A 14,652-nucleotide genomic window follows, 5' to 3' on the forward strand; every position below is an offset into this window, starting at 1 on the left:
AAAACGTTATTATATTAGTAGATAGTGATTAATAGTATGGATAAAATAACGGATTTTTATAATAAATCTAAAAAAGATGATGGCAATAGAGTTAATTAACATAGGTCGTTTTCACCCATTTAAAAATAGAGGTGAAAATTGATCTTTTTGTGCTGAAATTATATAAAAAATGGGAAGTAGAAATAAAGAGAATGAATTTTATAAAAGAAAAAATAAATAAATTAAGTTTTGATAAGAAAACTGTAATAAAAGCAGTTGGTATTTTGGTGGTGTTTGCAGTTGCGATTGGAACAATTACATTAATTGGGCATAATGGAAAAACAACGTCAAGTAAGGAAGTTCAAACAACAACTGTGCAGGAAACAACAACACAGGCAGAAGTAGCTAAAACAAAAAAAGTGACTAAGACTAAGAAAACTAAAACAAAAAAGAAACAACCGCTATATGGCAAAAAATATAAAAAATTAAAAATTGTTAAAGTTTACGATGATAAATCTTTCGAAGAGATAGATGATATTGATGACGATATAGCAGAAGTTTACAAGGACAAATCCATGGCAAGCGATGAGGCAGGAGTTGCTCTTGAAGGATGCGTTGTAAAGGTCGTAGAATCAGGTAAAGAGTGGACTAAAATCAGGTCAGGTAAAGTAGAAGGCTACATTGAGAGCAAGTATGTTGTAAAGGGAAAAGAAGCTAAAAAAGTGCTACTTAGAACAGAGCATGTAATTGCAAAAATAAAGTCAGAAAACGTAGCTATAAGAAAAGACGGCAACAAGAAGGCAGCATCAATAGGTGTGGCATACAAAAAGACAGAATATCCTATTGTTGAAATTAGCAAAAATGAAAAATGGGTAAAAATAAAAAGGTCTGAAGCAGTAACAGGGTGGATTCCGGCAAAACAAATGACTTTGAAGGTACAAAAAGAAAAAGTATATACTTCTGAGGAGTATGATGAGATGGTAGACACCCAGTGGACTGGTGGTATTGTTGGTTATAGTCTGGCCGAAAAAGATTTGCCTAAAAAAGGTGAAGCAAGGGACTTGATAAAGTATGCTTCAAAATTCCTTGGAAACAGATACGTTTGGGGTGGTACAAGCTTAACAAGAGGCGCTGACTGTTCAGGATTTGTACAGTCTGTTTTTAGAAAGTTCGGTCATTATCTTAACAGAACAGCAGCAGAACAGGCAAAAAACGGAAGCGCAGTCTCATTAAACAAATTAAAGCCTGGAGATTTGGTTTTTTATCACACAGACAAAAGAGATAAAAACAGAATCAGTCATGTGGCAATTTATATTGGAAATGGAAAAGTAATACATTCCGCCAATAGAAAAGTCGGTATGGTAATTAGTACGGTAGGAAGTCCATGTGCAGCAAGAAGAATTTTAACAGCGGAGAATATAAAGTTAAAATCAAAAAAAGAAGTGGAGACAAAAAAAGCTAAAAAGAAAAAAGAAACTAAACATAAAAGTAAGGATAAGACAAAGGAAGAGCAAACCACAAAAGTTCAACCTGAAACAAAAAATCCTGAAACGGAAACAAAGAATACAGAGTCTGAAACAACAAAAGAAACTGAGACAACAATAGAAGAAGACAGTAGTGAAATTTAACTCACTACTGTCTTTTTAAACGCTCTTTTAATCTGTCTAAAAATTCTTTTGAGGCACCGCTAAACATTTGATATCTTTTCCATATAATTGAAAGATTAAGTGTGGTTTCCGGTTCCAGTGGGACAAAACAAAGATTATTATCTCCTGTTACATTAATAAGTTTATCTATTGTAAGAGCATATCCCATTCCCTGTTCAACTAAGAGAGCAGCATTATATATAAGATTGAACGTAGCTCGAATATCCAGTTGTTCAGGTGAAATGCCAAAAATTTCAGAAAAATAATTGTTATCAATGATTCTTTTGGCAACTAAAATAGGTATGTCTTTTAACATTGAAATTGGAATTGTATCCATAGATGCCAAAGGATCATCTTTTTTCATGATAAGCCCATAATGGTCTGTGTATGGCAGACGCATGGCTTCATATTTTCTAATATCAGCAGGCTCAATAACCACACCAAATTCCAAAAGCCCTTTGTCAATTCTGTCCATAACATTGTCAGCATTACCACTGTAAAGATGAAAACGCACATCCGGATATTCTTCACTCATATCAGTCATTACTTCAGCTAAAATTTTCATGGCAAGGGTTTCGCCACCACCAATGTAAACATCCCCGCTTATTAAATTATCTAAATTGCTAAATTCAGCTTCAGTTTTATCCATAAGGGAAGTAATTTCTTCAGCTCTTTTTCTAAGAAGCATTCCCTCATCTGTTAATGTTATGTTTCTTTTGCCTCTGGTAAATAAAGAAACATTTAATTCATCTTCTAACTCTTTTAACTGTCGTGAAAGAGTCGGCTGGGTTATATGTAAATATTCCGCTGCCTTGGAAATATTTTCTTCCCTGGCAACAGCTAAAAAATATCGCAAAACTCTAATGTCCATATTTCTCTCCTTTAACAACAATACGGTTAAATTATAACATGCCTGTAAAGCATAGTGCGACATTTAGCATAGGTATTATACAAAAAAAGAAAAGGATTTATAATATAAAGTATAGTGAAAACGGAGGTAATGCATGGATAATAATAACCAGTGTACAATCTGGTGCTTAAAGGAACTTGGTTGTAGGGAAGATGAACAGGATTTGCACAGTATTTTGTTGGGGATTCTTTTTTGAATCCATTAACAAATCCGGAAGAGACAGCAGTATTTTTAGCAAATGTTACATTTGAACCGGGCTGTCGAAACAACTGGCATATTCATCATGCAGACAAAGGTGGTGGCCAGTTATTAATTTGTACTGCCGGTGAAGGCTGGTATCAGGAAGAAGGAAAAGAAGCTGTAAGTCTGGTTCCCGGAACAGTAATTACAATTCCACCTGAAGTTAAACATTGGCATGGAGCAAAGAAAGACAGTTGGTTCTCACATATTGCAGTGGAAGTACCGGGCGAAAACACAAGTAATGAATGGTGCGAAGCTGTAAGTGACGAAGATTATAGTAAACTAGATTAGCGAAAGTATTAGGTTGTTCAGTGGAAGATTTAATCGCGTAGTCTCATAATATTAATCTTTATTTTTTACTTGATATATGGTATTCTAATTCTAGGTTTTGACTAAAATCGGTTATAAATAAAGAAAGGAATGTAAATGCAAAATTTATTTTGTGTTTACGTCTTTTATTTGTGTAAATACTAATAAAGGACTAGGTGAGAAGAATGAATAGAGTTTTACTTAAATTAAGTGGTGAAGCTTTGGCAGGAGATAAGAAGACAGGTTTTGATGAAGAAACCTGTGTGGCTGTTGCAAAGCAGGTAAAGGCTATAGTAGATAAAGGGGTTCAGGTTGCAATTGTTATCGGTGGTGGTAACTTTTGGAGAGGACGCACAAGCAATAAGATTGACAGACCAAAGGCAGACGGGATTGGTATGTTGGCAACAATTATGAATTGCATGTATGTTTCTGAAATATTTAGAACAGAAGGTATGGATACTAATGTATATACACCCTTCTTATGTGGAACTTGGACAAAACTTTTCTCAAAAGATGAAGCTGTTGCAGATTTAAATGCAGGTAAGGTTGTATTTTTTGCAGGTGGTACAGGACATCCATATTTTTCAACAGATATGACTATGGTTCTTCGTGCAATTGAAATTGAAGCAGATTGTATTTTAGGAGCTAAGGCAATTGACGGGGTTTATGACAGTGATCCTGCAGTTAATCCTAATGCAAAGAAATATGATGAATTACCTATTTCAAAGATTGTTGACGACAGACTTGGTGTAATTGATTTAGCTGCAAGTGTTCTTGCAATGGAAAACAAAATGCCAATGTTATTGTTTGGTCTCAACGAAGAAGACAGTATTAATAAAGCAGTTTCAGGCGAAAAGATTGGTACAAAAATTACAGTAGAATAAGAATATTGCAGATTAAGATATTTAAGAAAAAACTTTTAAGGAGATTATTTATTATGGAAGAATTATTAATGACTTACGAAGAAAAAATGGAGAAGTCTTTAAAAAATTTGGATGACGAATTTGGAGCAATTAGAGCAGGTAGAGCTAATCCAAGAGTGTTAGACAGAATTACAGTTGATTACTACGGAGCACCTACACCACTTCAGCAGGTAGGTAACATATCCGTACCGGAAGCAAGAGTAATTGCCATTAAGCCATTTGATCCTTCAATTTTAGGTGATATTGAACACGCACTTATGGCATCAGACATTGGTATTACACCAACTAATGATGGAACAGTTATCAGACTTGTATATCCTGAATTAACAGAAGAGAGAAGAAAAGAACTTGCAAAGGATATTAAGAAAAAAGGCGAAAATGCAAAAGTTGCAATCAGAAATATAAGAAGAGATGCAATTGATGCAATTAAGAAAAAAGGAAAAGAAGATTCAATTTCAGAAGATGAAATTAAGGGATATGAAGATGATGTTCAAAAGAGCACAGATGCATATGTAAAGAAGATTGATGATGCAATTGATGCTAAGTCAAAAGAAATCATGACAGTTTAATTTTGAATTAATGACAAAGAGGAAACGGTGGGTTTCCTCTATTTTCAGTTATTGAAAGAACTTATAAATGAGTAAGGAGACCGGGATGGCAGAGGAAATTGATTTAACAGGAATGAACATTCCAAATCATGTTGCCATTATTCTTGATGGAAATGGCAGATGGGCAAAAAAGAGATTTTTACCTAGAAAAGCAGGACATGCCGCAGGTGCAAGAACAGTAGAAAAAATACTCGAAGATGCACATGATATTGGTATTAAATATATAACAATGTATGCTTTTTCAACAGAGAATTGGAACAGACCACAGGATGAAGTGGATGCACTTATGAAACTTCTTAGAAAGTATTTATCGGACTGTATAGAAAGAGCAAATAAGAATAATATGCGTTGTATGGTTATCGGCGATAAAACAAGATTAGATGATGATATTGTTGCCAAAATCAATGAATTAGAAGAGTGTTCAAAAGATAATGATGGCATAACATTTATTATTGCACTTAATTATGGTAGCAGAGACGAAATAAGAAGAGCTACAACAAAGATGGCAATGGACTGTAAGGAAGGAAAGTTAAATCCTGAGGATATAACAGAAGATACAATTAGCAGTTATTTAGACACAAGAGGAATTCCTGATCCTGATTTGTTGATTAGAACAAGTGGAGAAATCAGATTATCTAATTATTTATTGTGGCAGTTAGCATATACAGAATTTTATTTTACAGATGTATTATGGCCTGATTTCAACAAAGAAGAACTAAAGAAAGCAATAGTAAAATACAATCAGCGTGACAGACGTTTTGGAGGAGTTAAGTAAAATGGTTTTAAGTAAATTTGCAAATAAATCTTTTTTTACAAGATTAATTAGTGGCATTATCTTAGTTGCACTTATTCTTGTGACAATTATACCGGGAGGAAACATTTTATTTTTCTTTAATATGTTTTTGTCAGTTGCAGCTTTGTATGAATTGTATAAAGTGTTAGGCTTGGAAAATAAACTACCGGGTATTACAGGATATATTGCGTTAATAGTTTATTATGCGTTGATTTACATAGGAAAAGAAGATTATGTAATTACATTACTTGTTGTATTTTTAATTTGCTTATTGGCAGAATATGTATTTATGTTTCCTAAATATAAAACAGAGGAAATTTCAAATGCAATAATGTGTATGTTATATGGCGGAATACTATTGTCATATATTTATTTAGTGAGAAATGGAGAAAACGGAACTTATTTAGTTTGGTTGATTTTCTTATGCTCATGGGCAAGTGACACATGTGCGTATGTTGCAGGCGTAGCTTTTGGAAAACATAAGATGGCACCGGTTTTAAGCCCTAAAAAGTCAGTTGAGGGTGCTGTTGGCGGTGTAGTTGGAGCAGCGGCGTTAGGTGCAATTTATGCAGCAGTATTTTCAGATAAAATTAACTTAAGTATTAATCCTGTAATTGCGTGTGCAATTATATGTGCCATAGGTGCATTAATTTCTATGATTGGCGATTTGGCAGCGTCAGCAATTAAGCGTAATCATGATATCAAGGATTACGGAAAATTAATTCCGGGACATGGTGGAATTATGGATAGATTTGACAGTGTTATTTATGTGGCACCAATTATTTGGATATTAATACAATTGTTTTAAATTTTTAGAGGAAAGATAAATGAAGAATATTTCAATTTTAGGCTCTACAGGTTCAATAGGAACACAGACTTTAGATATAGTTAGAGCAAATGATGATTTAAACGTTGTGGCAATTGCTGCAGGCTCAAATATTAAAGCGTTAGAAGAGCAGGTTAGGGAATTCAATCCTGAATTGGTTTGCGTCTATAACGAGGAAGCAGCGAAGAATTTAAAAACAGCCATAAATGATACTAATACAAAAGTAGTAACAGGCATGGATGGCTTGATAGAGGCGGCTACAATAAAAAGTGCCGAAATAGTAGTAACGGCATTTGTTGGCATGATTGGAATAAGACCAACATTAGAGGCAATTAAGGCAAAGAAGGATATTGCACTAGCTAACAAGGAAACTCTTGTTACAGCAGGTCATTTGGTAATGAAGGCTGCAAAAGATAATGGTGTTAAAATATTGCCGGTTGACAGTGAACACAGTGCAATTTTTCAGTCATTAAACGGAGAAAATCCAAAGGAAATTGATAAGATTTTATTAACAGCATCAGGTGGACCATTTAGAGGCTACACAAGAGAACAGATGAAAAATGTTAAAGTTGAGGATGCCTTAAAACATCCAAATTGGTCTATGGGACAAAAAATAACCATCGACTCTGCTACAATGGTTAATAAAGGACTTGAAGTAATTGAGGCAAAATGGTTATTTAACGTGGACATTGACAATGTAAAACCAATAGTTCAACCACAGAGTATTATACACTCCATGGTGCAGTTTAAGGATGGGGCAGTTATAGCGCAATTAGGAACTCCTGATATGAGGCTTCCAATTCAGTATGCATTATATTATCCTGAGAGAAGATATTTATCAGGTGACAGACTGGACTTTGCAAAAATTGGTCAGATAACTTTTGAGGAACCTGACTTAAATAATTTTGTTGGTCTAAAAATGGCTTTTGAAGCAGGTAGAATCGGTGGCTCAATGCCAACAGTATTTAATGCAGCAAATGAAAAGGCAGTTGCAAAGTTTTTAAACAGGGAAATTAGTTTTCTGGAAATAACAGACATAATACAATACTGTATGGAAAATCACAAAGCACTTGAGAATCCGACAGTAGAACAAATATTAGAAATAGAGGGGTGGGCTTATGAGCTCATTGAGAAAAGGTGGTAATTAATGGAGACAGCAATCAGTATAATTATAGCATTAATAATTTTTGGCTTATTAGTTTTAATACACGAATTTGGTCATTTTATTGTGGCAAAGAAAAACGGTGTATTTGTAAATGAATTTTCAGTAGGTATGGGACCTAGAATTTTAAGTAAAGTTGCAAAAAGCGGCACAAGATATTCCTTAAAGATTTTACCTTTAGGTGGTTCCTGTGCAATGCTTGGAGAAGATGAAGATAACGAAGAGGAAGGCTCTTTTAATTCAAAATCAATCTGGGCGAGAATGGCAATAGTATTTGCAGGTCCGTTTTTTAATTTCATATTAGCTCTTTTGCTTGCGTTTATTGTAATAGGAGCAAAGGGTGCTGATGTATCATATGTTACAAATGTTGACAAGGCATCACCGGCGTATGAAGCAGGACTTAGACAGGGAGACAGAATCGTTAAGTATAATGGCGCTCATGCAACACTTGGAAGAGAAATATACTTAGAAGATTATGTTAATCCATTAAACGGTGACGACATAACAGTATCTTTTGTTAGAAATGGTGAGACAAAGACAATTAAGTATTCACCTGAAATTGAAAAAAGATATATAGTAGGTATGCAGTATGCACCAAGCGATACAGAAGCTGAAATAACTCAGGTAACAAGAGGTTCAGCGTTCTTTAAGGCGGGCGTTCAGGCAGGAGACGTAGTTACTGAAATTGACGGCACTGCAATCAAAACAGGCAATGACATGAACGATTATTTAACAGAGCATCCTTTTGGTGAAAATGAAGTTAAGATTACTTTGGACAGAAAAGGAAAAACTGTAAATGTAACTGTTAAACCTATAATGACAAAGATTGCAAGCAGGGGATTTGATTACAACATTGGAAGAGAAAAACAGTCTATAGGCGGCGTAATCAAGTACAGCTTTACAGATGTAAGATACGAAATAGCAACAGTTTTAAAGAGCTTAAAAATGTTAGTTACAGGAAAGGTATCAGCAAACGAAATTGCCGGTCCTGTTGGTATTGTTAATGTAATAGGCAATACTTATTCAACAGCTAAGTCTCAGGGAACAACTGTAACTATTTTATCATTAATTAATTTAGCCATAATGTTAAGTGCCAACTTAGGTGTAATGAATTTATTACCATTACCTGCATTAGACGGTGGAAGATTATTCTTGTACATTATTGAAATTATTACAAGAAAAAAGATTCCAAAGGATAAGGAAGGTATGATACATTTCATTGGATTTATTTTATTAATGGCATTAATGGTATTTTTATTATTTAATGATATTAGAAAATTAATTTAAAATTATGATTTTGACGGATAGGTGAAGATTATGTATAGAGATAATACGAAAGTAATTAGAATTGGAAATAAAGTTATTGGTGGAGGAAATCCAATAATGATTCAGTCAATGACTAACACAAAGACTGAAGATGTGGAAGCTACAGTAGCTCAAATAAAAGAATTAGAGGCTAGTGGATGTGATATTATCAGATGTGCGGTTCCCACAATGGAAGCTGCTAAGGCAATTGCAGAAATTAAGAAGCAGATTTCAATACCACTTGTAGCAGATATACATTTTGATTACAGACTTGCCATTGCTGCCATGGAAAATGGAGCTGACAAGATTCGTATTAATCCAGGAAACATTGGCTCTGTAGACAAGGTTAAGGCTGTAGTGGAAGTAGCTAAGGCGAAAAATATTCCTATTAGAGTTGGTGTAAACAGTGGCTCGTTAGAAAAAGATATTTTAGAAAAATATGGTAAGGTTACAGCGGAAGGTTTAGTTGAAAGTGCCTTAGACAAAGTAAAAATAATCGAAGATTTAGGTTATGATAATCTTGTTATCAGTATTAAATCTTCTGATGTAATGATGTGTGTTAAAGCCTATGAATTAATAGCTACAAAGACTAATTATCCACTACATGTTGGAATTACAGAATCAGGAACAGTTACATCAGGAAATATTAAGTCAGCCATAGGACTGGGCCTTATTTTAAATCAGGGAATTGGCGATACAATCAGAGTATCCCTTACTGATAATCCAGTTGAGGAAATTGCCAGTGCCAAACTTATTTTAAAAACATTAGGTTTAAGAAAAGGTGGCATATCAGTTGTTTCATGTCCTACTTGTGGTAGAACTCAAATCGATTTAATTGGTTTGGCAAAGCAAGTGGAAAAAATGGTGTCAAAGTATGACTTAGACATTAAAGTTGCTGTAATGGGATGTGTGGTTAATGGACCCGGTGAGGCAAAAGAAGCTGATCTTGGAATAGCAGGAGGAAAAGGAGAAGGTCTTTTGATTAAAAAGGGCGAAATAGTAAAGAGAGTTCCTGAAAACGAATTATTAAACACACTGGAAGAGGAATTAAAAAACTGGAGGAATTAAATTGGCAAAAAAGAACTTTTTAGAAGTTTTTGATAATCTTCAGTTAAATGATGAATTACGAGGTATTTTAGAATTAGTAGATATAACGAGAATTGTTACTAATACAGAACATACCAAAATAAGAATCTATATTGAAAGCAGCAGACTTATTGAAAAGTCTGCTATTTTCAAAATTAGGGAAGAATTAGCAAGAACTTTAAGAACAGGCAAAAAGATAGGTATAGAAATTATAGAGAAATATTATTTGTCTGCTCAGTATACAACGGAAAACTTATTTGAAATATATAAGGATAGTATTGTGCTTGAATTAAATGAACATAGTCCCATAATTGCTACTATGTTAAAGAAGGCACCAACATCCTTTGATGAGAAAGGCAGACTGGTTATTAATCTGGAATCAAGTATTATTTCGGAGGCCAGAATGAAAACTTTAAAGGATACAATTGAGAGAATTTTTAGAGACAGATTTAGTATGCCTTTAGAAGTTAAAATCAAAAAGCATGCCATTGACGGAAATAGATACGCTAAACGAAACGCTAAACGTTTGAAAAATGAAGTGGATGTTCTTTTAAGCAAAAATGAAGAGAAGCAACCGGAGGAAGCAAAGAAGGTAGAAGAGAGACCTAAAAGACTTAAAAAGGCTACATATTCAGATAATCCTGAAGTGGCATACGGAAGAGATTTTAAATTTGATTCAGACACAGCCTTATGTGATGTGTTTGAGGGAACAGGCGAGTGTGTGGTTAAAGGTCAGGTTATGACCATGGATGACAGAGAATTAAGATCAGGAAAATACCTTGTTAGCTTAGAGATAACAGATTTCACAGATAGTATTGCAGTAAAGATTTTCTTAGGAGATGAAAATGCCAAGAAGGAATTTACTTCAAAGGTAAAAAAGAATACTTTTGTAAGAATCAAAGGTGTTGCGATGTATGACACCTATGACAGACAGGTGGAAATCAGCCGTGTGGATGGTATGAAGGTTATACAGCCGTTTTCAACTGAAAAGAGAAAAGATACTGCAGTGGAAAAAAGAGTGGAACTTCATTGTCATACCAAAATGAGTGATATGGACGGTGTAAGTAACTGTAGCGATTTAGTAAGACGTGCTTATGAATGGGGACATAGAGCGATTGCCATAACAGACCATGGCGTAGTACAGGCATTCCCCGACGCCTGGCATGAGTATTGTGACATTAAGAAGGAATGTTCAAAGGTAGGAAAAGATTGTGACTTTAAGGTAATATATGGTGTTGAAGCTTATCTGGTAGATGACTTGAAAGATATGATTGTTAATCCCAGAGGTCAGAGCTTAGATGACACATACGTTGTATTCGACTTGGAAACAACAGGATTTAGTGCAAAAAGTGACAGGATTATTGAAATTGGAGCTGTAAAGGTACAAAATGGAAAAATAATTGACCGTTTTAGTACATTTGTTAATCCTGAAATACCTATACCTCTTAGAATTGAACAATTAACAAGTATTAATGACAATATGGTTATTGATGCTCCTAAGATAGAAGAAATTTTACCTTCATTTATGGAATTTTGCGAAGGCTCAGTAATGGTTGCCCACAATGCAGACTTTGACATGAGTTTTATTGCAGCTAATTGCGAGAGAATTGGCTTGCCATGTGATTTTACAATCGTTGATACAGTTGCAATGTCAAGATATTTGATTATAGGACTTGGAAAATACAAATTAGACAGAGTTGCCAAGGCATTGGGAATTGTTCTTGAAAATCACCATAGAGCTGTAGATGATGCAGAGTGTACAGCTCTTATTTTCCTAAAACTTTGTAAGATGTTAAAGGATAAAGGAATTAATAATCTTGATGAAGTAAACAAAGAAGGAAAGAAGTCAGACAATCTTATAAATAAGCTTCCTGCACATCACGCAATTATTTTGGTTAAAAACCAGACAGGAAGAGTTAATTTATATAAGTTAGTATCTATTTCCCATATAGATACTTTTGCCAACAAAAGACCACGTATATTAAAAAGTGATTATTTAAAATACAGCGAAGGTCTGATGATTGGAAGTGCCTGTGAGGCAGGTGAATTATATCAGGCTATATTACATGGAAGAACTCAGCAGGAAATTGCAAGGTTAGCAGAATTCTATGATTATTTTGAAATTCAACCTTTAGGCAACAATGAGTTTATGTTAAAAACAGGTAATCCTGATATAGATAATAAGAAAAAATTCTTAGTTGATTCAAGGGAAGAACTAAGAGAGATTAACAGGAAGATAATTGAACTGGGAAGAAAATTTAATAAAATAACAGTTGCTACATGTGATGTTCATTTTATGGATCCGGAAGATGAAATTTATCGTAGAATCATACAGTATGGTAACGGATTTAAGGATGCAGATAATCAGGCACCTTTATATTTGAGAACAACAGATGAGATGCTTGGCGAGTTTGATTATTTGGGTAGTGATTTAGCAGAAGAAGTTGTAATTACAAATCCAAACAAGATTGCAGATATGGTAGAAAATATTTCACCAATTCATCCTGATAAATGCCCACCGGTTCTTGATAATTCGGAAGAAAACCTGAGAAATATCTGTTTCCAAAAAGCTCATGAAATTTACGGCGAAGATTTACCGAAAATTGTTGAAGATAGATTGGAAATTGAACTGGATTCTATTATTGGTAACGGTTATGCGGTTATGTACATTATGGCTCAGCGATTAGTTTGGAAATCAAATGAAGATGGATATTTGGTAGGTTCAAGAGGATCTGTTGGTTCATCTTTTGCAGCTACAATGTCAGGTATTACAGAATGTAATCCTTTAGCCCCACACTATTATTGTGAGAAGTGCAAAAGTTCATTTTTTGAGGATGAGTACAGAGCACCTGAAGGGACACCTATAGATGAAATTAAAAAGATTCAGGCAACAATTAAAGAGGAAAGAGCAGAGGGTGGTCTTGGATTTGACTTGCCTGATGCAGTATGTCCACACTGTGGAGAAAAACTTCATAAGGATGGCTTGGAAATTCCTTTTGAAACATTCCTTGGATTTGGTGGTACAAAGGAACCGGATATCGACCTTAACTTCTCTGGTGAATACCAGGGAAATGCACATGCGTATACAGAAGTTATGTTTGGTAAGGGCCATACATTTAGAGCGGGAACATACGCAGGTGTAGCCGAGAAAACTGCATTTGGTTATGTGAAAAATTATTACGATGACCATAATGAGATTAAGCGTACTGCGGAAATTGACAGAATAGCAAGAGGCTGTACAGGAATCCGTAGAAGTACAGGTCAGCATCCTGGTGGAATTGTTATTGTTCCAAGGGATAAGGAAATATATGAATTTACGCCAATACAGAAACCAGCTAACGATATGACGGTAGATACAATAACTACTCATTTTGAATACCATGCAATTGATGCAAACCTGTTAAAGTTAGATATTCTCGGACATGATGATCCAACAATGATTCGTCGACTTGAAAAACTAACAAACACTAATGTTCAAACGGATGTGCCTTTTGATGACAAAAATGTAATGTCATTATTCCTTGGTCCTGAGGCTTTAGGAATTACAAGCGATGACATTGACGGCTGTCCAACAGGTTCCCTTGGTTTACCTGAACTGGGAACAGATTTCGTTATTCAAATGTTAGTAGATACTAAACCTACAAAAATTGCCGATTTAGTTAGACTTGCAGGTTTGTCTCATGGTACTGACGTGTGGCTGGGTAATGCACAGACACTTATTCAGGAAGGCAAGTGTACAATTTCTACTGCTATATGTACTAGAGATGATATTATGGTTTACCTAATGGATAAAGGTATAGAGCCACAGGTAAGTTTTGATATTATGGAGCATGTTAGAAAGGGTAGAGGTCTTCTTACTTTTACAGACAAGGAAACAGGAGAAGACAGGAAGGAAGAAGATGTAATGCGTGAACATAATGTACCTGAATGGTATATTTGGTCATGTAAAAAGATTAAGTACATGTTCCCTAAGGCACATGCGGCTGCTTACATTATGATGGCTTTACGTGTTGCCTGGTACAAGGTGTATCACCCATTGGCATATTATGCAGCATATTTTGGAATTCGAGCAAAAGCTTTTGACTATGAAACAATGTGTCAGGGAAAAGAAAAACTTGAATACTTTATGGCAGATTTAAAACGTAAGAAGAATAATCATGAAGCATCTAAGAAAGATGAAGATTCTTTAGGTGACATGAAGATTGTTCAGGAAATGTATGCAAGAGGATTTGAGTTCTTACCGTTGGATATTTATACTGCAAAGGCTCATGAGTTCCAGATAATAGATGGTAAGTTAATGCCTAGCTTGGATTCTATTGAAGGACTTGGAGAAAAAGCGGCAGATGCTTTAGTAGAAGCAGTTGCAAATCAGAATGGACCATTTGTTTCTAAAAATGATTTAAGACAGAAAAGTAAGTTAAGTAAAACAGTAATAGATACAATGTCAGATTTGGGATTGTTAGAAGGAATGCCTGAAGACAGTCAGTTGTCTATTTTTGATTTTTAATTTTATGAGTTTCAAATTTCAAATTTAATTTTGAATTATGAATTTAATTTTAATTTTAAGTTTGAAATTTGAAATTTTGAATTTTTATAAAATAAAAGGCAAAGAAAAAGCACTGCATACCGAATGTTCGGTAGCAGTGCTAACTAAAAGGAAAATACATCTTTTAAAAAAGATGTAAAATGAAAAAAATAAAAATAATAATAAAACAAAAATAACTCCTATGGGAATCGAACCCAATTATTAACTAAGACCACTCGAGCTAACAATAAGTATTATATCACAAAATCGTTATAAGTAAAGAAAAAATTACAAAAATATTGCCAAATTTTACAATTATTGCAAGTGTTATAACATTTGT

The 14,652-nt window shown here is 34.4% G+C and carries 11 protein-coding genes; 10 read left to right on the top strand and 1 reads right to left on the bottom strand.

Annotated features, from left to right (window positions below; all coding sequences use genetic code 11):
- Positions 1 to 191: 191 nt before the first annotated feature.
- Complete coding sequence (locus ACZM4J_RS03270; RefSeq protein ID WP_489485599.1) at positions 192 to 1,607, top strand: C40 family peptidase; 1,416 nt, start codon at positions 192 to 194, stop codon at positions 1,605 to 1,607.
- Between the two features lie 4 nt (positions 1,608 to 1,611).
- Here the strand turns inward: ACZM4J_RS03270 and ACZM4J_RS03275 are convergent, their stop codons facing one another.
- Positions 1,612 to 2,496, bottom strand: a complete 885-nt coding sequence (locus ACZM4J_RS03275) for a LysR family transcriptional regulator (RefSeq protein WP_489485601.1) — start codon at positions 2,494 to 2,496, stop codon at positions 1,612 to 1,614.
- 231 nt (positions 2,497 to 2,727) lie between these two features.
- Here ACZM4J_RS03275 and ACZM4J_RS03280 point away from each other — a divergent pair, with 231 nt between their 5' ends.
- From ACZM4J_RS03280 to ACZM4J_RS03320, 9 genes are all read left to right on the top strand, one after another.
- Positions 2,728 to 3,066 (top strand): cupin domain-containing protein, encoded by a 339-nt coding sequence (locus ACZM4J_RS03280; protein WP_412621878.1) that lies wholly within the window; start codon positions 2,728 to 2,730, stop codon positions 3,064 to 3,066.
- 203 nt (positions 3,067 to 3,269) lie between these two features.
- A complete protein-coding gene (pyrH, locus tag ACZM4J_RS03285) occupies positions 3,270 to 3,968 on the top strand; it encodes a UMP kinase (protein WP_412335481.1) in 699 nt (232 codons plus the stop codon).
- A gap of 53 nt (positions 3,969 to 4,021) precedes the next feature.
- Positions 4,022 to 4,576 carry a ribosome recycling factor gene (gene frr / locus ACZM4J_RS03290; RefSeq protein ID WP_022164961.1) on the top strand — a complete coding sequence of 185 codons (555 nt, stop codon included), beginning with the start codon at positions 4,022 to 4,024 and terminating at the stop codon, positions 4,574 to 4,576.
- An 85-nt stretch (positions 4,577 to 4,661) separates the two neighbouring features.
- On the top strand, positions 4,662 to 5,390 hold the full coding sequence (uppS, locus tag ACZM4J_RS03295; RefSeq protein WP_302689229.1) for an undecaprenyl pyrophosphate synthase: 729 nt from the start codon (positions 4,662 to 4,664) through the stop codon (positions 5,388 to 5,390).
- 1 nt (position 5,391) lies between these two features.
- The gene (locus tag ACZM4J_RS03300) at positions 5,392 to 6,216 is read left to right on the top strand and encodes a phosphatidate cytidylyltransferase (protein ID WP_299053702.1); all 825 of its coding nucleotides are present in this window, start codon (positions 5,392 to 5,394) and stop codon (positions 6,214 to 6,216) included.
- A gap of 19 nt (positions 6,217 to 6,235) precedes the next feature.
- Positions 6,236 to 7,378: a 1-deoxy-D-xylulose-5-phosphate reductoisomerase gene (locus ACZM4J_RS03305; RefSeq protein ID WP_022164958.1), complete on the top strand. Its 1,143-nt coding sequence runs from the start codon at positions 6,236 to 6,238 to the stop codon at positions 7,376 to 7,378.
- Between the two features lie 3 nt (positions 7,379 to 7,381).
- Positions 7,382 to 8,683, top strand: coding sequence for a site-2 protease family protein (locus ACZM4J_RS03310; RefSeq protein ID WP_412621884.1), 1,302 nt, complete (start codon positions 7,382 to 7,384; stop codon positions 8,681 to 8,683).
- A 30-nt stretch (positions 8,684 to 8,713) separates the two neighbouring features.
- Positions 8,714 to 9,769 carry a flavodoxin-dependent (E)-4-hydroxy-3-methylbut-2-enyl-diphosphate synthase gene (gene ispG / locus ACZM4J_RS03315; protein ID WP_412621886.1) on the top strand — a complete coding sequence of 352 codons (1,056 nt, stop codon included), beginning with the start codon at positions 8,714 to 8,716 and terminating at the stop codon, positions 9,767 to 9,769.
- Position 9,770: 1 nt separating this feature from the next.
- A complete protein-coding gene (locus ACZM4J_RS03320) occupies positions 9,771 to 14,294 on the top strand; it encodes a PolC-type DNA polymerase III (protein ID WP_489485606.1) in 4,524 nt (1,507 codons plus the stop codon).
- Positions 14,295 to 14,652: the final 358 nt, after the last annotated feature.

This window comes from Eubacterium sp. (assembly GCF_057858645.1).